19 protein-coding genes are annotated in these 19,496 nt (G+C 31.9%); 4 read left to right on the forward strand and 15 right to left on the reverse strand.

What is annotated here, in order from left to right; genetic code table 11:
* Window positions 1-16 precede the first annotated feature (16 nt).
* From mce to AW732_RS06585, 8 genes are all read right to left on the reverse strand, one after another.
* Entirely contained in the window at window positions 17-409 is a 393-nt protein-coding gene (gene mce, locus AW732_RS06550) for a methylmalonyl-CoA epimerase (protein WP_067960274.1), read from the reverse strand.
* Entirely contained in the window at window positions 410-2,011 is a 1,602-nt protein-coding gene (locus tag AW732_RS06555) for a methylmalonyl-CoA mutase family protein (RefSeq protein ID WP_067960277.1), read from the reverse strand. It abuts the gene before it with no gap.
* 4 nt (window positions 2,012-2,015) lie between these two features.
* The gene (gene meaB / locus AW732_RS06560) at window positions 2,016-2,933 is read right to left on the reverse strand and encodes a methylmalonyl Co-A mutase-associated GTPase MeaB (protein ID WP_067960279.1); all 918 of its coding nucleotides are present in this window, start codon (window positions 2,931-2,933) and stop codon (window positions 2,016-2,018) included.
* Window positions 2,934-3,003: 70 nt separating this feature from the next.
* The gene (locus tag AW732_RS08860; protein ID WP_216634410.1) at window positions 3,004-4,599 is read right to left on the reverse strand and encodes a hypothetical protein; all 1,596 of its coding nucleotides are present in this window, start codon (window positions 4,597-4,599) and stop codon (window positions 3,004-3,006) included.
* 291 nt (window positions 4,600-4,890) lie between these two features.
* Entirely contained in the window at window positions 4,891-5,298 is a 408-nt protein-coding gene (locus AW732_RS06570) for a hypothetical protein (RefSeq protein ID WP_067960284.1), read from the reverse strand.
* Entirely contained in the window at window positions 5,291-7,792 is a 2,502-nt protein-coding gene (locus AW732_RS06575; RefSeq protein WP_067960288.1) for a M1 family metallopeptidase, read from the reverse strand. The genes AW732_RS06570 and AW732_RS06575 overlap by 8 nt, the downstream gene beginning before the upstream one ends.
* A gap of 69 nt (window positions 7,793-7,861) precedes the next feature.
* Window positions 7,862-8,788, reverse strand: coding sequence for a TFIIB-type zinc ribbon-containing protein (locus AW732_RS06580; protein WP_067960291.1), 927 nt, complete (start codon window positions 8,786-8,788; stop codon window positions 7,862-7,864).
* A 10-nt stretch (window positions 8,789-8,798) separates the two neighbouring features.
* Window positions 8,799-9,083 (reverse strand): DNA-binding protein, encoded by a 285-nt coding sequence (locus AW732_RS06585; RefSeq protein WP_067960292.1) that lies wholly within the window; start codon window positions 9,081-9,083, stop codon window positions 8,799-8,801.
* Window positions 9,084-9,269: 186 nt separating this feature from the next.
* On the opposite strand from AW732_RS06585, the gene AW732_RS06590 reads away from it, so the two are divergent.
* On the forward strand, window positions 9,270-9,692 hold the full coding sequence (locus AW732_RS06590; protein ID WP_067960295.1) for a cobalamin B12-binding domain-containing protein: 423 nt from the start codon (window positions 9,270-9,272) through the stop codon (window positions 9,690-9,692).
* 12 nt (window positions 9,693-9,704) lie between these two features.
* On the opposite strand, the gene ilvC is transcribed toward AW732_RS06590, so the two are convergent.
* From ilvC to AW732_RS06615, 5 genes are all read right to left on the reverse strand, one after another.
* Window positions 9,705-10,703 (reverse strand): ketol-acid reductoisomerase, encoded by a 999-nt coding sequence (ilvC, locus tag AW732_RS06595; RefSeq protein WP_067960298.1) that lies wholly within the window; start codon window positions 10,701-10,703, stop codon window positions 9,705-9,707.
* 214 nt (window positions 10,704-10,917) lie between these two features.
* Entirely contained in the window at window positions 10,918-11,838 is a 921-nt protein-coding gene (locus tag AW732_RS06600; RefSeq protein ID WP_067960309.1) for an EF-Tu/IF-2/RF-3 family GTPase, read from the reverse strand.
* Window positions 11,839-11,884: 46 nt separating this feature from the next.
* On the reverse strand, window positions 11,885-12,637 hold the full coding sequence (locus tag AW732_RS06605; RefSeq protein WP_067960311.1) for a DUF726 domain-containing protein: 753 nt from the start codon (window positions 12,635-12,637) through the stop codon (window positions 11,885-11,887).
* A 2-nt stretch (window positions 12,638-12,639) separates the two neighbouring features.
* Window positions 12,640-14,295, reverse strand: coding sequence for a methionine--tRNA ligase (gene metG / locus AW732_RS06610; RefSeq protein ID WP_067960312.1), 1,656 nt, complete (start codon window positions 14,293-14,295; stop codon window positions 12,640-12,642).
* A 38-nt stretch (window positions 14,296-14,333) separates the two neighbouring features.
* Window positions 14,334-15,575, reverse strand: coding sequence for an adenosylhomocysteinase (locus AW732_RS06615; protein WP_067960315.1), 1,242 nt, complete (start codon window positions 15,573-15,575; stop codon window positions 14,334-14,336).
* Between the two features lie 75 nt (window positions 15,576-15,650).
* Between AW732_RS06615 and AW732_RS06620 the strand changes: the two genes are divergently transcribed.
* The gene (locus tag AW732_RS06620; protein ID WP_067960319.1) at window positions 15,651-15,953 is read left to right on the forward strand and encodes a Rieske 2Fe-2S domain-containing protein; all 303 of its coding nucleotides are present in this window, start codon (window positions 15,651-15,653) and stop codon (window positions 15,951-15,953) included.
* 6 nt (window positions 15,954-15,959) lie between these two features.
* On the opposite strand, the gene AW732_RS06625 is transcribed toward AW732_RS06620, so the two are convergent.
* Window positions 15,960-16,451: a tetratricopeptide repeat protein gene (locus AW732_RS06625; protein WP_067960322.1), complete on the reverse strand. Its 492-nt coding sequence runs from the start codon at window positions 16,449-16,451 to the stop codon at window positions 15,960-15,962.
* An 11-nt stretch (window positions 16,452-16,462) separates the two neighbouring features.
* Window positions 16,463-17,209 carry a class I SAM-dependent methyltransferase gene (locus AW732_RS06630; protein WP_172790418.1) on the reverse strand — a complete coding sequence of 249 codons (747 nt, stop codon included), beginning with the start codon at window positions 17,207-17,209 and terminating at the stop codon, window positions 16,463-16,465.
* 104 nt (window positions 17,210-17,313) lie between these two features.
* On the opposite strand from AW732_RS06630, the gene AW732_RS06635 reads away from it, so the two are divergent.
* Together AW732_RS06635 and cysS are read left to right on the forward strand one after the other, a co-directional pair.
* Window positions 17,314-18,105 (forward strand): NAD+ synthase, encoded by a 792-nt coding sequence (locus AW732_RS06635; protein WP_067960437.1) that lies wholly within the window; start codon window positions 17,314-17,316, stop codon window positions 18,103-18,105.
* Between the two features lies 1 nt (window position 18,106).
* A complete protein-coding gene (cysS, locus tag AW732_RS06640) occupies window positions 18,107-19,495 on the forward strand; it encodes a cysteine--tRNA ligase (protein WP_067960327.1) in 1,389 nt (462 codons plus the stop codon).
* The last annotated feature ends 1 nt before the right edge of the window (window position 19,496 follow it).

Genomic DNA, 19,496 nt, shown 5'->3' on the forward strand with positions numbered 1-19,496 from the left:
GAAATTTGAATGTAGATTAAGGATGTGAGCAAAGTTCTGCTAAAACACCATTAAGTGATTTTGGATGAATAAAAGTAACTTTTGTGCCTGCAGAACCAGGTCTGATTTTACCTAAAAATTGAATTCCACAACCTTCCATTCGTTCAACTTCACCTTCAATATTTTCAGTATCCAATGCCATATGATGTAAGCCAGGTCCTTTTTTATCTAAAAATTTCTTAATTGGACTAGAATCATTTGTTGGTTGCATTAATTCAATCCGACCATTTTCTAATGCAATTATTGCAACTTTAACTCCTTCAGATTCTACAGTTTCAAATTCAATCTCACTAACACCCAATGCCTGTTGATAAATTTTTGCAGATTCTTCAACATCATTTACTGCAATTGCTATATGATCAATTTTCAATTAAAAGACCTCCTTTGGACGGTATTCCCCAAAGACTTCTCTGAAAGTATTACTAATTTCACCAGTTGTAGCAAATGCTTTTGCAGCAGTTACAATGTATGGCATCAGATTTTCTTCAGTGTCAGCAGCGCTTTGCATTGCAGACAATGCTTTTTCTAATTTTTTAGAGTCTCTATCTGCACGCAATTTCTTTAATGCTTTCTTTTGTTGAATTTCAACTCTGTCATCAATTCTAAGTAATTCAGGTTGTTCCTCTTTTTCAGCATATTTGTTGACACCAACAATTACTCTGTCAGCATCATCAGTTTCTTTCTTTAAGCGATATGCATTTGCTCTAATTTCAGATTGGAAAAATCCTTTTTCAATGGCTTTAACTGAACCTCCCATTTTTTCAATTTTCTTCAAATATTTCCAAACATCAGCTTCAATTTGATCACATAATTCTTCCAAGTAATATGAGCCGGCAAGAGGATCTGCAGTTTTTGTGATGCCACTCTCATGTGCGACAATTTGTTGTGTTCTTAATGCAATTTTTGCAGATTCTTGAGTTGGAAGAGCCAATGCTTCATCTCTAGAGTTCGTATGTAGAGATTGAGTTCCACCTGCAACTGCAGCCATGGTTTGGATAGCAACTCTAACAATGTTGTTGTTAGGTTGTTGTGCTGTTAAAGATTCACCACTAGTTTGTGTATGGAATTTTAATTGTAAGGAACGAGGATTTTTTGCATGGAATTTTTCTTTTAATATTTTTGCATAAACTTTTCTTGCAACTCTAAATTTAGCAACTTCTTCAAAGAATTCAATTGTACAACAAAAGAAGAATGATAAACGTGGTGCAAAGTCATCAATTTTTAGTCCTTTATCTAAACAAGTTTGAATGTAAGCTATTGCATTTGCCAATGTGAATGCAATTTCTTGTGTAGCTGTACAACCTGCTTCTCTCATATGATATCCAGAAATTGAAACTGGATACCAAGATGGAACTTTTTCTGCACAAAATTCAATCATATCACCAATTAATCTCATGGAAGGTTGTGGAGGATAGATGTATGTATTACGTGCAATGTATTCTTTTAAAATATCATTTTGAGTTGTACCTCGAAGTTCATGACTTTTGAAACCTTGAGATTCACCAACTGCAATATAGTATGCAAGTAATGTTGATGCAGTAGAATTAATTGTCATTGATGAACTAACTTTTCCAAGTGGAATTCCATCAAAAGCAGTCATCATATCTTTGATAGATGTAATTGATACTCCAACTTTTCCAACCTCGCCTTCTGCTTGTGAAGAGTCAGAATCATATCCAATTTGAGTAGGCAAATCAAATGCCATACTGAGGCCAGTTTGACCTTTTTCAAGCATGAATTTGAATCGCTCATTAGTTAATTTGGCATCACCAAATCCAGAATATTGTCTCATAGTCCAGAATCTTTCACGGAACATTCCAGGATGAATTCCTCTAGTGAAAGGATATTTGCCAGCATCTTCAGTAGGTCTCTTTTTAGAAGATTTTTGATAAATTCGTTTTACAGAATATTCAGAATCAGTAAAAATTTTCTTTTCAGGTGTTTTTGATTTTGTTACTTTCTTTGTTGCCATAGTATCACTTCATTATTGATTTGCTAATTTTATCAGCTGCTGAATAAGGGTCAATTTTCTTGGAATTTATTTTTTTAAGATAATTTGCAAAAGTTTTGTTAGTTTGCATCATTTCTTCAACCTTTTCATTAATGCTATTTAAAACAATGTCTTTCAATTCGACTTCAAAACGCTCCAAATCCTTTTCTTCTTTGAATTTCTTTTTTATATTCATCATATCCTTGAGAGTTTTTGCAAAAACAGTAATTCCAGCATTTTTTTTTACAGATGTTTTTAAAATTGCAGGATTTCGATCAGAATCTCCAATAAAATCACGTACTGCATCAAATAATTGATTTGTGCCAGGAAGATCACTTTTGTTTACTAAGTAAATATCACCAATCTCAGTTAATCCAGCTTTTATTGTTTGAATACTATCTCCAGTATTTGGATTAAAAACAACTACAGTAATATCTGCAATATTTGAAATTTCTACTTCAGTTTGTCCAGCACCAACACTTTCAATAATTATTGGATTGAATCCAGCATATTCTAAAATTCTAATACTATTTCTCAATGATCTAGAAACAGCTCCAGTTGCACCTCTAGATGCAATACTACGGATATAAGTTCCTGAATCAGTAGATTCACTCATTCTTACTCTATCTCCCAATATTGCACCCCCAGTTACATGGCTAGTAGGATCAATTGCCAACACAGCTGGTTTTGAACCAAGTTTTTTTAATGAAATAGCAGTCTTGTTGATTAAAGAACTCTTTCCAGCTCCTGCAGGGCCAGTAATTCCAATTACACTAGATTTTCCAGTATCTTTAAAAATTTTTTTTAATATTTTTCGTGTTTCTTTTTGATCATTTTCAACAATTGTGATAGCTTTAGCAATTGCACCACGTTTACCTTTTTTTAAATCAGAAAGTAAGTCCACTAGAAATATGATTTAGAAGGTACAATAAATGCGTTAAATAATATTTAGAAAGCATACGATCAAACAAATTTCAATCTACTGAAATTAAACCTTCTTTAACTAAAAATTCAATTCCCGTAATGAAAGTTGAATCATTAATAATATCGTCTGCCCACCATCCAGCATTATTTTTAATCCATGAAGGAATTTTTGGTTTAATTTCCTCATCAGTTTTTGGAGAATCTCCATGAACTATTACAAATGATAATGGAGCAAAATCCACATCATCATGACTACATTCTAAAGTATATTCTCCAGGATTCCAATCAAGATTTAGAGATATAGGTTGTTCAAAACTGTCATCAACATACTCTCTTAAAATTGTGAATTTGTCTGAAAAAGGCTCATTTGGTTTCCATAATTCGCAAGATATTGTAGATTGCTTATGAGATTCATACCATCCAGAAATTTTGATTTCTTGAGAATCATATTTAGAAACATAGTATGTTTGAGAATCTAATTCCATGTTAAATTTCTCTCTGGGAATATTTATTCTCAGAATTTCATTTTTAAGTAAATATTCTAATGATGAGAGAAATTCTTTTTCCTCAATGGCATTACTAGCCCACCATCCAGCATTATTTTTAATCCAATCAGGAATTGTTGCAACATAATCATTCGTTACAAAAACTTGATCAGGATCATTAAGACAGCTACTAACTTCTCTATTTTCCTTATTTTTTATGATTTTTTCTATGTTAACATTATCAGATCTATCTTTATCTGGATAAAATTTACTTTCTCCCATGAATTTTATCGGATGTTTATCAAATTCAGGAGAATTATTGGTTTCGCCACTTTCCCAATCATTATACCCCCATGCAAAAATTTCATAATTTGCAGGTTTACCATAAATAAAATTATCACCATGAGATTTAATTGGGTATCCTTCAAGATATGCAGGAATTTGAAAATGCTTGATTTTGTCAGGTCCAATTGATCCAGTATAATCACCAAGTATTGCAAATAATTTTCCATTTTCATCATATTTTGATACAAGTACAACTGAATGGTCCAAAAGATTGTCAGAAGGATTGTAAATTTTTCCTTTTATTACACCTCGTTCATCTTTAACAGATTTTATTTCTAAATCATTTCGAAGTACTTCATCAGATATACCTTTGAATTTATTTTCTAATTCATAACTCTCAATCCATACTTCATAACAATCCCAACCAGAGGTTCCAGGCCATAGAGAGAATTGTGCAGATTCACCAGGACGTATAGAAGCTTTCCAAGGACTAATAGCTAATTCAGTTTGATCATTTTCTTCTAAAGGAAAATTGTATCTAAAAACATAAGGTTGTGAATAACCAGTACCATCCAATAGTTTTCCATCTTGGTAAACATTGCCACGAATAATTACATAGTACAAAGAATCATCAGACACATTTACCAAATCTCCAAAAATCATAGAACTAGAATGAAACCATAAAGAATTTTCTTTTAATGATTCTTGTACGTAATTATATCCATAATGATCTACAATGGCAATTTTATCATCCAGTACAGGAATATGACCATCTGGTAGTCCATCATCAGGCATTGTAGTAAATGCAAAAACACTTGGAACCATAACTCCAATCATGGCAACTGCTACTATTGCAATAATTAAAACAGATTTCATTTTATTTTTTTTAGAATGACTAGTATTTATCACATTATTTCTGGTTTTAAAAAACAAGCATTACATTATCACATGTGATTTTAGGGCGCAGTGACTTTTTTTACAAACTAAATTAACTTCTCATTTACAAAAATCATGCGTAAAATGATCGTTAAAACTTAAGTCATGTTTTGTTTTACAACATTCAATGACTTTAGGCACGAATAATTCAGACGACCTAAAAAATTCAGAGAAAAATGAGTTGTACCTTGTAAGTGAAATTACAAATTACAATAAAATCTTGTATGCGATCTAAGAAGGATCATAAATTATGTTTGGTACGGGAGTATTCATTTCATGGATTTCAGTCTTGATTTGGACATGACCAAATTCTTCATGTTCAACTTCTAAAACGATTGGATGAATTGCCCAACCATACTTTGGTTTATTTGGAAATTCTATGATTTCAATAAATTCAGAATCAGAAAAAGTTTTTTGAAAAGAATTTTCCATTCCAAGAATTTCAAGAACTACAGAAGTAGTTTTCTGGGATTTGTCAAAATAAGAAATTTCAACATAACCAGTTTCATAATAAACTGCTTCTAATGAAAAATTTTCACGAAGGGGATTTTTATCATCAGTAGCGCCACCAGTTAAAAATACAAGTGCAATTACAGTAAAAACACCTAGAAATATTGGAGGACCTAGTTTTTTAGCCATTTTTGAATTCTTTACGCATTGCTCTTAAAAATTTAGAATTAATGCGAATTCTTTCCAAAGTTTGTTTTTGAGTTCGTTCAGTTCCAGGAGTAGGGTTCTTTTTGAAAAATAATTTGATTTCTTTTTCCATGGAATCATCAGCTACGCCTGCAATACTAGCAACAATACGATTGAATAATGGATTTCCATGTCCAACTTTCTTGTTTAGGTTTTTCCAATTTTTCTTCAACCAAGACCACAAAATCTTGTCCCCGTAAGGATTGGCAGCGATTTTCATTATAGGTAATTGCATATTTTGGGATCTCACTTCAGATGTTTGAGAGAAATCAAGAGTTTTAGCAAGAAGTTTTTTGTCTTGGAATCCACACATTGCACCTAAGAAACGAAGTTTTTCTTCCATAGTTTTTGAATTTGTGTATAATTTTTTTAATTCATTGAAAGTTTTTGAATTTCCATTCCAAGCCGCAATTGAACAAATTGGTTCAATTAAGTCAGGAGATAAACTACTAGGAGATTTTAAGAATTTTTTATATTTTTCAATTGCCTTTTCAGTAACAGAATCATCATTCATTTTTCCCAATACAGATATTGTAAATGAACGTAATAGTGCGTCAGTGTGTTTGTCAGTTTTTCGTGGTTCCCATCCAAGATTAGATAAAAGTTTTCTAAAGTAATTAATTGCATAACTGCGAATTTCTTCTACAAATTTTTCATCAAATGCACGGAAATACAATGATGCCAAATTATGTGCAACATTAACAGAAGCAAGATAACTATCATCATCAAAATACGCATCAGAAAAATCAAGATAATTTCTAACTTGTTCATCTCCAGATACACATAATGAAAATAAATCATTTTGTACTGCCCATCTATCAATTGGAGGAATACGTTTTTCATCAACTAGCATTTTTAGATCAAGTAAAATTCCTTCATCATATTTTACACGGTAGAATCCTTTTCGACCATAATTTGCAACAAAACCAATTGTATTTTTAGGTAATTTTACAGACATTGATTTTTTTGAAAATAATTTATTGGAAATTTCTTTTTCCAGACCTAATGATAACGGAATCGACCATAAACCTTTACTAAATTTAGAGTTAGATTCAAGCAAATAGCGTTTTTGTTTAATTTTGAGATTATCTCCATTTTGATTAATTTCTACAAGTGGAAATCCAGGTTGTTTGAGCCATGTGTTAATCATTGAAGTTACAGGCATTTTGGATGCTTTGCCAATTGCATCCCACAAATCTTGACCCTTAGCATTTTTGTATTTAAAATCTGAAAGATATTTTTTTAATCCCTTTTGGAAATTAGGCTCACCAACATAATTTTCTAGCATTCTCAAAACACATCCACCCTTGTCATATGAAATAGCATCAAAAATTTCACGAATTTCAGCAGGAGAATTAACATCAACATCAATAGGATGAGTTGTTTTCAGAGAATCCAATCCCATTGCAACATTCATTGCATCTTCAACAAATTGATTCCACAAATCCCATTCAGGATAAAACTTATCCACAAATTTTGTTGCCATAAAAGTAGCAAAACTTTCATTCAACCACAAATCATTCCACCATTTCATAGTAACTAAATTTCCAAACCACATGTGTGCAATTTCGTGAGAGATTACTTCTGCAATGAATTGTTTAGTTCTAGTTGAAGATGTTTTTGGATCATAAAGCAAAATTGTTTCTCTGAAAGTGATTGCACCCCAATTCTCCATTGCACCAGCAGCAAAATCAGGAACAGCAATCAAATCAAGTTTAGGTAATGGAAATTTTATTCCAAAATATTTCTCATATGAAGTGAGAAGTCTTTTTCCCAGTTCTAAAGAGAATTTTCCTTTTGAAGTATTTCCTTTTGTTGTAACAACTCTAATCTGAATTTTTCCAGCTTTTCCTGTGAGATATTCGAATTCACCAACTCCAAGATAAATCAAGTAAGTTGAAACAAGAGGGGTTTTTTGAAAATTATAGATAGTTTTATTGCCAATTTTTTTCTTTGTTTTTACTGGCATGTTTGAAATTGCAGTGAATTTATTTTCTGCAATAATTGAAATATCATAAGTTGCTTTAGCTTCAGGTTCATCCCAACAAGGAAAAGCACGTCTTGCGTCTGCAGCTTCAAATTGTGTTGTTGCAAGGTATTTTGTTTTGCCGTTTTGTTGGTATTTACTTCGATAGAATCCAAGTAACCTATCATTTAAGATTCCCTCAAATTCTAAATGAATAGTACACGAACCACGTATTTTTTGTCCCAGTTTAATTTCTAATTCTTCCTTTTTTTCATTTGTTTTTGGAGATGAGTTAATTATTTGTCCGGCAGATTTTACAATGCAAGATTTTATTTTTAATTCAGCACAATTCATTCGAATTACATTTACTGATTTTTTACAATTTACAGAAATAATCTCCAAACCAGAAAAAGTGAATTTTTTTAGATCTGGTTCAAAAGTTAGATTGTAGTTAGTAGGACTAGTATCCATGAATTATAGAAAATTTTAGGCTCTTTATGTAGATTTTCCATTTGAAAAAATAGTCAAAAACGATGAAAATTACTCTGAATCATCTTTTTTTGGAGTTTGATCAGCTTTCAATCCCTTGTATCTATTTCTGATTGTAACTTCAGTAACACCTGCTGCTTCAGCAAGATCACGTTGAGTAATAGACACTCCATTTTTTACACACGATAAGTACAATGCAGTTGCAGCCAGTCCCATTGGGTCTTTACCTGCAGATTCTTTTCGTTCTTGTGCTTCTTTCAACACTTTAACTGCGTAACGTTTAGTTTTTTCAGAAATTTCTAATTTACTTGAAATTCGTGCAATACATTGGATGGAATCAACTACAGGCATTTTCAATTCTAATTCATGATGCAATAATCGATAACACCTTGCAATATCTTTTCTTTTAACATTGGCAGAATCTGCTATGTCTTTTAAAGTTCTAGGGGTTTCAGTATCTCTACATGCAGCATATAATGATGCAGCAATCATTGCAGAAATTGAACGACCTCTAACTAATTTTTTTTCTAGTGCTTTTCTGTAAATGTATGCAGCTTTTTCAAGAACATTTGCAGGAACTGAAACTTTATCTTTTAATTTATTTAAATCACTTAGTGCTTGTCTGAGATTTCTATCAACTGGTTCATGAACTTGACTTCTACTGTCCCATGTTCTGAGACGTTCGATAGTACTCTTCATTGAAGTTGATAATGGTTTTCCAGATGCATCTTTGTTTAGTGGATTAATTACAGTTGATAATCCCATGTCATGTATCATTAGTGATGAAGGAGCACCAGTTCTAGCAGGATCTGCACCGCCATCTTTTTGAAATGATCTCCATTCAGGTCCAGATTCTTGGGACTTTTCTGAAACTACATAACCACATTTTGAACAAAATTGTTCACCAGTAGCATCATCAGTAAGAAGAGAATTTTTCCCACAACGTAGACAACTTGGAGTTGAATTGGCAGCAACCATTTTGATTATCCTAAGAATTTTTCCTAGTTATAGTAATTTCAATAGCTGAGACATCCCTGTTTTTTCCATCAGTGGAAACAAGCGATTCTGAATTTATTGAAACGTTACTAATTTCAAATGCAGGGTTTGTTTTCTTAAGCACTATTTGAGAAACATCAATGGCTGTCGAAGTAGTTAATCCTCTTGCTTTGATAGTAACGCTTGGCTTTGTAGCTAATTGAACAATAGTAGACGTGACATAGGTCATTAATGGTTTTTTTCCAATGAAAATTGTATCTTTTGAATTGTTTGACATACAGGATTAATTTTCAGGTCTAATTTAAACAGATAGTACAAATGATCAAAATCAATTAGGCCAACCAAAGTATGTTAGATCTCCATCGATCAGTGGATTTTACAAAATATCATGTCTAAAGACACAAAATAATGGATTTGTTGACAAAGACTAAACCTTTTAAAATATACATTATAGAACGAAATTATGAAACAAAAAGCAGCATCACGAAATATAAAAATTTTAGTTGCAAAATTAGGTCTTGATGGTCATGACAGAGGAGCATTAGTCTTGTGTAGAGCATTTAGAGACGCAGGAATGGAAGTAATCTATTCAGGATTATTTGCAACACCAGACAGAATTGCACAAATTGTCGAAGATGAAGATGTGGATGCAGTTGCAATGAGTTTGTTAAATGGAGCACACGGCACATTGTTCCCAAGAGTTGTTAAAACTCTAAAAAAGAAAGGAATCAAAGACGTGCTAATTGTAGGCGGAGGAGTAATTCCAGAAATTGATCATAAAGATTTAGTGAAATCAGGAGTAGACCACGTGTTTGGTCCAGGTACACCGTTACCAACAATTATTGAACACATCAATAACGGTGTGTCCAAACTAAGAAAAATATAAAATAAAAAAAGATTATTCTGTGGAATCAGGCCACATCATTTTTCGCATTTCTTTACCAACTTTTTCAATTTGGTGTTCATCATATTTTTTCATGTATTGATCAAATGCTTCTGAACCTTTTGATTGATATTCAGAAATCCACTCATTGTTGAAAGTACCATCTTGAATCATGGTAAGTACTTTTTTCATGTTATCTTTGCTTGCTGCATCCATAACCATAGGTCCACGTGTTAAACCACCATATCTAGCGGTTTCACTAACACGTCTCCACATACCATTAATTCCATATCTTTGAATCATATCTACAATTAATTTGAGTTCATGTAAAACTTCAAAGTATGCTATTTCTGGTTGATAACCTCCTTCAACTAGAGTTTCAAATGCGTTTGTTACCATAGAAGCTGCACCACCACAAAGGTCTGCTTGTTCACCAAACCAATCAGTTTCTACTTCCTCTTTGAAAGCAGTTTTGATTAATCCAGCTCTTGCACTACCAATTGCTTTTGCAATTCCTAAAGTTCTATCCCAAGCCTTTCCTGTAAAGTCTTGTTCAACTGCAACAATTGATGGAGTACCAAAGTTATCAAGATAGGTTTCTCTAACTTTTGAACCAGGTCCTTTTGGAGCAACCATAATAAGATCTACGTTACTTGGTGCTTCAATCCATTTCCAATAGATTGCAGCTGCATGAGAAAATGACAATGCTTTTCCTTCTGAAAGATTTGGTCCGATTTCATCTTTGTAAACTTGACCCTGAATCATATCTGGAAGTAAGATGTGAATAATATCTCCTTGTTTAGTTGCTTCTGCAACAGACATTACTTTATGACCATCAGCTTCGGCTTTTTTCCAGCTTTTTCCACCTTCTTTAAGACCGACTATAACATTTAGACCAGAGTCTTTCATGTTATTTGCTTGTGCATCACCTTGAATTCCATAACCAATTACAGCGACTGTTTGATCCTTTATAGGATCTAAGCTGATATCGTTATCTTTCCATGTTTTTGCCATACCTACCGTAAAGAATGTGCAAATATTAACTATGGAAGTATAATCAGACCGAATTAACTAAATTTCAATTATTTTGTCACAACTTTTACATTTTACAGTGACTTTTTCTCCTGGTAAACGTATGAATCTTTTAGAACCACATTTTGGACAAATTGGACAAGAACGTGCAGGCTTCATCAAATAGTTATGCCATGGCAGATTTTATTAAATTACACTATAGGATTTTTCCACTGCCCAAGATTCGAATAGTAGTCGATTCAGGTTTTAAGATAACTGCAATATCATTTTTTTTGCACACAATAGGCTTCTCAAAAATTAATTTCAATGGAGTAATTGAAGAAAATTTTGCAGCTTTGATTTGTAACCCAATACTTACAAGGCAACCTTGGTTTTCAGTAATCTCGCTTTTATAAAATGGACTTTTCTGAAAATCCAATTCAATTTCAGTTTTAATGTCAACGGCATTTTCAATAGAAATTACATCACCGCGTCCTACTTCGTCAGGTTTTGCACCCTTAACTGCTAAACCAACTCTTGCTGGACAAATGGATTCAGTTACAGGATCATCATGCATCTGAATTGATTTTATTAACACATCAATATTATGAGGATATAGTTTTAGATTATCATATTGTTTAATTGTTCCATTTGTCACCTTACCTAAAATTACGGTTCCAACGCCTTTAACATCAAAACAATGATCAATTAACAACTCAGCAGGGTTATCATTTGTAATAGGTTCAAGAGCATTCATCTCTTCTTTTACTTTATCTTGTTCAACGCGAGTATAATTTTCAACTACAGTTCCCTTAATCATTAAATTTAGTTTTGATTCATCAACATCAAAAGTATGAGTTAGAATTCCCTTTTCTTTTTTTAGAGAGTCCAAAGCAATTATTTGCTCGCCTGTAAATTTATCTAATTTATCTACATGAAATATTACATATTCAGCCAAATTAATTGCCTGAAAAAGAGGTTGAATTTTTTCAGGAAATCCATTTGGAATAACCCAAGTTTTGATAATGTCAGATTCCTTTCTATCATAAAGCGTGAGATCTGATTCGGTTCCTTTTTTTCCAAATTCAGATGCAGTTTCTTGTTTACCTAAAACTACAAAATTTATTGATTTTACCAATACGATTCAAGAAAAAACAGCCTCTAAAAACCATACTAGTTGAGATTTATGGGAAATTATTCAAAACTTGAGCATAACTTGCAAATCTATGATTTTTGGGTCTGACAAGTTTTTGACTGTATTTTGATACAGGTTTTCCAATTGAGCCATTTAATCCAAGAGGGCCTTTAACATGTTTTTCAGAATCAGCCCATTTTAGAACTTCGTCAGTTGGAGCATAGTGATTTACAATTTTTTTATTTACAATGTTTTGAAGAATCTTCCCATATTTCTTAGAAGATGGAATTTCTTCAGTTATGGATGCACCAAAAAAGTAAACACCTTCAACAATTCCAAAATTATTTTTCTTTTTTGCAAGATATTCTAAAGTACTGAGTATAACCTGAGTACCAAGGGAGTGTCCCATTAGACGGATTTTGATATTAGGGTTTTCAGATTTAAAATCTTCAATAAACTTTCCTAGATTTTTTCCATTTTTCTTTGCAATTTTTTGTCCAACTGACAAAGAACGTTTTGCATATTTTACCAAATGTGCACCAGTAGTGTTAGAATCATAACTATACCCAATTACAGGATGAGAATAATTTAATTTACGAAGTCTATTTTTTGCCAAAACAACTTTAGCAATTGCACCAGCATTATCATTTCTCAAACCATGAATCATAATTGTTAATTCTTTTGAATCAATTAATTTTTTGAAATCTTTTTTTGGGTATAGATAGTATGAGTTATTTTTTAGAGTTTTACCAGTTAACAGATCATAATACCCTCTAGTAGAAATTCTGGGAATTGGCTTCATAATTATTCAGATGGACCTAATTCTTTTTTGTATTTCTCAATATCAGAAGTTTCGATTCTAGCAAATAATGGCGAAGACTCACCTAAAATATGTCCAGACAAAATTCCCAATTCAGATAGAGAATCCCAAGGAATGTCTTGGATGTTTCCATCCAGACCTAACTGTATCCAAATTTTTTGGGCAGATTCAGGAACAAATGGGAATATGGCTATGGCCAGGCTCCTTACAGCATTTACAGACAGGTAAACACAGTTTGCAGTACCAGGACCATTTTTCCAAGGTTCTTTGTGTTGGAAATATTGATTGAAAAAGGAAGAAACTTCCATGATTTTTTTCAATGCCCGGTCTAAATGATTTTGTTCCATTAATTCAGAAACATCTTTTGCAAGTGATTTTATTTTTTGTTCTGCTTCAGAATCTTTTTCATCAAAAGATTCAATTTCTGGAATTTTTCCATCAAAGGCTTTTTTTGTAAATCCTAATGCACGATTAACAAAATTTCCAAGATTGCCAATTAGTTCGGAATTAATTCTTGTTGTAAAATCATCCCAATCAAAATTCAAATCATCTTGAGAATAAGGATTTATGGAAACTAAATAAAATCTCAAATAATCAGCGGGATAATATTCTAAGAATTGTTTTAAACCAATATACCAATTTCGGCTTTTAGAAATTTTTTTTCCTTGAAGTGTAAGATGACCTCTTGTTGGAATATAATCAGGTAATTTGTATTCTTTTTCCATTCCCAATCTCATTGCAGGTAAAAAGAGATAATGATGATAGACAATATCTTTCCCAATAAAATGATAAATATCTGCAGAATTCCAAAATTCTTTTCCGTCAATTCCTTTGTCGTTTAAAAATTTGATTGCAGTAGAAATGTATGCCAAATGATTATCAAACCAACCATAAAACACCTTACCATCTGCATCATCAAGAGGTACAGGAACACCCCATGGAATATCACGAGTGACATCCCAATCAATTAAACCATTTTTAATCCAATTTTGCACATATTTTTTTACATCTTTTTGAAGAGTAGTAGTTTCATCCAGCCATTGAGATAAAGAATCACCAAAATTTTTGAGTTTGAAAAAATAGTGATTAGTTTTTTCTTTAGTAGGAGTTTGCCCACAAAGAGAACATTTGGGGTCTGTGATTTCTTCAGGAACACGTCCACAACTTTCACATAAATCAGAATATTGATCATCAGCCTTACAATGTGGACAGATTCCTTTCACGTATCTGTCAGGAAGGAATTTCTTGTCATTGTTACAATAAAACTGAATTATTTCTTTTTCATAAATATGACCAGCATCATTTAATTTCTTAAAAACATCTTGAACAAATGCAATATTTTCTGAAGAGCTAGTTTTGTAAAAATAATCAAAATTAATTCCAAATGCAGTAAAATCATCATAATCTCGTTTATTCCAATGTGCAACATATTCTGCAGGAGTTTTCCCTTCTTTTTCAGATTGGATCAGAATTGGAGTTCCAAAATCATCAGATGCACAGACATAGTATGCTTCAACTCCATTTTGTTTTAGAAATCTTGTAGTTACATCTGCAGGAAGATAAGTTGATGCAACGTGACCTAAATGTATCTCACCGTTTGCATAAGGCAACGCACTTGTAATTATAGCCCTTTTATTCATGATACAGTTTTCAAAGATTAGATTAGAGTTAAGAAGTTTTACCAGTTATTTGCATATTTTACTTGTTCTGGAGTTAATTTATCAATTTTAACATCCATAGCCTTCAATGCATCATGTGCAATTTGAATATCAATTTCTTTTGGAACGTCAATAATTTTATTTTCCATTTTTTTGTGATTCGTAAGAATATACATTACTGATAAGATTTGGTTTGAAAATGATTGAGCCATTACTTCTGGAGGATGTCCTTCAGCAGATACCAAATTAGCTAAACGTCCTTGTCCAATCAAGTAAACTTTTTTGCCGTTTTTCAAAGTACATTCATCAAGAGTTGGTCGTACTTCTTTTACAGATTTTGATTTCTTTAACAAAAATTCACTGTCAATTTCAACATCAAAGTGTCCAACATTACCCATTATTGCACCGTCTTTCATTTTCAAGATGTGTTCTTTTCTAATTACACTAGTCATTCCAGTACATGTGATAAACATATCACCAAGTTTTGCAGCTTGTGTCATTGGCATTACTTCAAATCCATCCATATGAGCTTCTAATGCTTTAACAGGATCAACTTCAGTTACAATTACTTTAGAGCCCATTCCGCGACATCTAGATGCAACACCGCGTCCAACCCATCCATAACCTACTACTACAACACGTTTAGATGCCATTAGCAAATTCATGGCACGCAAATAACCATCAATTGTACTTTGACCAGTTCCATATTGATTATCAAACATGTGTTTGGTAACAGCTTCATTAACTAAGATTACAGGATATCGTAATTTTCCTTGATTTTCTACTGCTCTAATTCTAGTAACACCAGCAGTAGTTTCTTCTGTTGCTCCAAGAATTTCCATATCTTTGAATCTTTTATCAAAGTGTGCTTTGATGTTCATATCTGCACCATCATCAGTTAGAATTGTTGGTTTGTGTTTGAGTACTTGATCAATACACCAATCATAATCTTTTACAGATTGTCCATGCCATGCATAAACATTGATTCCTTGTGAAGCCAAAAATGCTGCAACATTGTCTTGAGTGGTTAAAGGATTTCCGCCACAGCAAGCGACTGTTGCTCCTAACTCTTTTGCACCCATCAACAATACAGAAGTTTCTTTTGTAATGTGAAGACAAAATCCCAAAGTAATTCCTTTAAGTGGTTTTGATTTTTTTAATCTGTTAATTGTATTATCTAAAATTTGCATATGAGACTTGGCCCATTCATAAGATAATTTTCCTTCTTTGATCAATTTTGAATTAGACTTTACTTTACTCATAAAATTTTGCTCTTTTGAGGGGTATTAAATGCTATCATGCGAATGTAAATAAATGACAAAGAATTCAATAAACCAATGGCTTGGAAGAAGATTGCAGATAAAGGCGAAGTACCAGAAGGCGGAGGTAAAGCATTCAAAATTGACGGAAAACAAATTGCAATTTTTAATCAAGACGGATATCATGCCATGGATGATCTTTGCGTACATCAAGATGGATCAATTGCACCAGGTAAACTAGAAGGAGACATTGTAGAATGTCCACTACATTTCTGGCACTACAATATCAAAACAGGAGAATTAGTCGATTATCTCAAAGATGTCAAATTAGAGACATACAAAGTTGAGAAAAGAGACGACGGTCTATACGTAGACATTTAGAAAAAATCAACTAGTAATTTCTTTAAATTCATTTAAAACTTTGATATCAACAAAATCAATATCACATTTTGCTTGTTCCTTATAGGATGAATCAAGTTTGATTAATTTGGATAAAAGTACTAAACCATCAGTTACATTTCCAGATTTAATCATTGAGGAAGATTTGTTATATAACGCAGTCTTATTTTGTGGTTTAACTTTCAATACAACATCAAAGCACTCTATAGCCACATCATATTGTCCAATGTTATGATGACATAATCCTTTATTCAGTAATGCCAAGAGATTTTCTTTTTCTTGCAAAAGAACTTTTTGATAACAAATTATAGCTTCATCAAATCTTCCAAATCTTCCAAAAATGTTACCTTTTTTCAGTAATGCTTCAAGATGAGTAGGTTTTTGATCAAGAATTTTTTGATAAAAAGACAAAGCCTCCTTAGGATTGTCTAAATTTAATGATCTTTGTCCATCTTCTAACAATTTTTCTATTTCAGACATGGTAAAAAATCTCAAGCAACATCATGGACAAATACATTTCCAAATGTTTTAGGTTTATCATCAATTATCACATTGATTGGAAGAGGATCTAAAGTAGAATCCAACAAAGAATTAATTTCATTTTTGGTAAACCACTGACTTCGAAAACCAAGACTGTTATGAAAAACTCTGTTTTCTTCATCAAAAGAATCACCATCTATTTTTTTAATCATTGGAATCATTGAATGATACATTTTTGGTGCGACAAAACCAAAGTCATCACCATTAAACATAGTTAGTATAACCAATCCATTTTTTCCAGCAATTATTTTCATATTATCAATGAAACTTTGACGTTTATCTGAAGGAACTACACCTAATGTATTGTATGTGCACATTACAACATTAGCATTCTTTAAATCAAAATTTTGAGATAGATTTGAATCAGTAAGATCATGTTTTAGAAAACTTGTTTTTGAAAATCCCCTACGAAGTTTGTTTTTTTGATTTGCATAATTTAACATCAAATCAGAATTTTCAATACCCAAAAAGTCAATTGAGTTATCATGTAATTTTTCATCAAGGGCAAATACCACTCTTCCAGTACCAGCACCCATGTCAATTACTGAGAAATTTTTGTTTAAACGACTATGTTTTTCGCACAAATTTCTGAGAATTTCAATTTCCTCCTTAAGATAATTAATAATTAAAGGACTCTGGTTATCTTCTACACTTTTATCATAATCAGCAGCCAAATCATCCCAGGATTTATTATTCATAATTTTTGCCATTTTCCAATTAATTTAAAGTCTAAGATGATTATTTGACTAGAGATTATTTTTCCAGATCAATTAATATTCCAAGAAATTTTTTAAAAAGATCATTGAATCAAGACATCATTAACAAAATAATTTCTCAAGACTATGCTGCAATTACAAATAAAATTGAAGAGTTTATAGAAAATGAATTAAAGAAAAACAATGCAAAGGGGGTAATTTTAGGACTAAGTGGCGGAATTGATTCAGCAGTTTTAGCTTACATTTGTAAAAGAAAATTCAAAGAAAAAACACTTGCATTGATTATGCCTGATACAGATATCACACCAAGCAGTGAAACTGAAGACGCAATGAAAATAATCAGTCTGACTGGAATTGAACATAAACTAATCGACATAAAACCAATTGTAAATGAATATTCTATGTATTTGGTACCTAATGAGAAATCTAAAGGCAATCTAAGAGCAAGAATTAGATCAAACATTCTATACTATTATGCAAATATTGAAAATTATTTGGTGTTAGGATCCAGTGACAAAAGTGAATATCTAATTGGGTATTTTACAAAATTCGGAGACGGAGCATCAGATCTGACACCAATTGTTTCACTGTATAAATTACAAGTGAGAGAAATTGCAAAATATTTAGGAATTCCAGAAAACATAATCTCAAAAAAGAGTAGTCCACACCTTTGGAAAGATCATGAAGCAGAGACGGAGTTAGGCACACAATACGAAGAAGTTGATTCCATTTTATACTGTCTTATGGATAAAGGACTTTCAATTGAAGAAACTATTGAGACAACCAAAATAGATAAAGAAATAGTTGAAAAAATTAATAATTTAAACATAAACAGTGAACATAAAAGATTACTACCGCAAAAACACGATGTAAAATAATATGAATATTCTAGACACTCTTTCAAGTACTGAACAAAAATTAGATAATTCAGAAAAAATTAAGATTTATCTTTGTGGGGTGACTGTTTATGATGAATCACATATAGGCCATGCCAGAACAATTATTGTATTTGACGTATTAAGAAAATATTTAGAAAATAAAAATATCCAGGTGGAATTGATTCAGAATTTTACAGATGTGGATGACAAGATCATCAATAAAGCAAAAGAAGAAAATGTGTCAGCTCAAGAAATCAGCAATAGATACATTGAAAATTATTTTAGAGATTTTGATAAATTAAACATCAAACATGCAACAAACTATCCTAAAGCAACAGAACACATTGAAGACATTATAGAATTTATAAAAAAATTGATTGACAAAGAAATTGCATATGTGTCTGATAATGGAGTATATTTTTCAGTATCAAAATTTCCAGAATATGGAAAATTATCTAAGAAAAAAATCGACGAGTTAGAATCAGGGTCTAGAATTCAAATTGACGAAACAAAAAAGAGTCCATTAGATTTTGCAGTATGGAAATTTTCAGATGTTGAACCAGTATGGGAAAGTCCATGGGGAAAAGGAAGGCCAGGATGGCATATTGAATGCTCAGTAATGAGTATGAAGTATCTAGGAGGAAATTTTGACATCCATGGAGGCGGAAGAGATCTTATTTTTCCGCATCATGAAAATGAAATAGCACAATCAGAAGCACATTCAGATTGTCAATTTGCCAAAATCTGGATGCATGTAGGCATGGTAACTATCATGGGAGAAAAAATGTCAAAATCATTAGGGAACACAAAATCTATCAAATACGTATTAGAAAATTGGGGACCAAATATCATCAGATTATTTTGTTTATCAGGACATTATGCCAAAGTCATAGATTATTCAGAAGAATTGTTAAAAGAAAATCTTACAAAATGGAGACAAGTAGAAACATGTTATTTTGAATTAATTCATGCCAACAGCAATCAGCAAGAAGACATTTCAGAAAAAGTTAGAAACATAGGCAATGAATTTGATAAATCATTAGAAGATGATCTGAATACACATTTAGCATTATCAGCATTTTTTCAATTAGTAAAAGAAACAAACAGATTGGCAGCATCAGAAAAATTAGGAATTGAAAACTCAAAAATAATAATGAATGAATTTAAAAGAATTTCAAATATTCTAGGATTAAAAATTCCCCAAATGAATCAAGAAGAAAAACACAAAATCGACACCCTAATTTTTGACAGAGAAAAATTTAGAGCGGAAAAACAATTTGAAAAAGCAGACGAAATTAGAGACAAATTAAATGAAATGAATATTGAATTAATTGATCATAAAGGAAGAACAATCTGGATGAAGAAAGAGAAAATTGAAAAAGATTGTTAAG

It is taken from the genome of Nitrosopumilus sp. Nsub (assembly GCF_001541925.1).
Taxonomy (GTDB): Archaea; Thermoproteota; Nitrososphaeria; order Nitrososphaerales; family Nitrosopumilaceae; genus Nitrosopumilus.

Coding starts and splice junctions, on each gene's coding strand:
- AW732_RS06555 (WP_067960277.1), bottom strand. CDS start 2,011: ATGGCAACAAAGAAAGTAACAAAATCAAAAACACCTGAAAAGAAAATT.
- AW732_RS08860 (WP_216634410.1), bottom strand. CDS start 4,599: ATGAAATCTGTTTTAATTATTGCAATAGTAGCAGTTGCCATGATTGGA.
- AW732_RS06570 (WP_067960284.1), bottom strand. CDS start 5,298: ATGGCTAAAAAACTAGGTCCTCCAATATTTCTAGGTGTTTTTACTGTA.
- AW732_RS06575 (WP_067960288.1), bottom strand. CDS start 7,792: ATGGATACTAGTCCTACTAACTACAATCTAACTTTTGAACCAGATCTA.
- AW732_RS06580 (WP_067960291.1), bottom strand. CDS start 8,788: ATGGTTGCTGCCAATTCAACTCCAAGTTGTCTACGTTGTGGGAAAAAT.
- AW732_RS06585 (WP_067960292.1), bottom strand. CDS start 9,083: ATGTCAAACAATTCAAAAGATACAATTTTCATTGGAAAAAAACCATTA.
- AW732_RS06590 (WP_067960295.1), top strand. CDS start 9,270: ATGAAACAAAAAGCAGCATCACGAAATATAAAAATTTTAGTTGCAAAA.
- ilvC (WP_067960298.1), bottom strand. CDS start 10,703: ATGGCAAAAACATGGAAAGATAACGATATCAGCTTAGATCCTATAAAG.
- AW732_RS06605 (WP_067960311.1), bottom strand. CDS start 12,637: ATGAAGCCAATTCCCAGAATTTCTACTAGAGGGTATTATGATCTGTTA.
- metG (WP_067960312.1), bottom strand. CDS start 14,295: ATGAATAAAAGGGCTATAATTACAAGTGCGTTGCCTTATGCAAACGGT.
- AW732_RS06615 (WP_067960315.1), bottom strand. CDS start 15,575: ATGAGTAAAGTAAAGTCTAATTCAAAATTGATCAAAGAAGGAAAATTA.
- AW732_RS06620 (WP_067960319.1), top strand. CDS start 15,651: ATGGCTTGGAAGAAGATTGCAGATAAAGGCGAAGTACCAGAAGGCGGA.
- AW732_RS06625 (WP_067960322.1), bottom strand. CDS start 16,451: ATGTCTGAAATAGAAAAATTGTTAGAAGATGGACAAAGATCATTAAAT.
- AW732_RS06630 (WP_172790418.1), bottom strand. CDS start 17,209: ATGAATAATAAATCCTGGGATGATTTGGCTGCTGATTATGATAAAAGT.
- cysS (WP_067960327.1), top strand. CDS start 18,107: ATGAATATTCTAGACACTCTTTCAAGTACTGAACAAAAATTAGATAAT.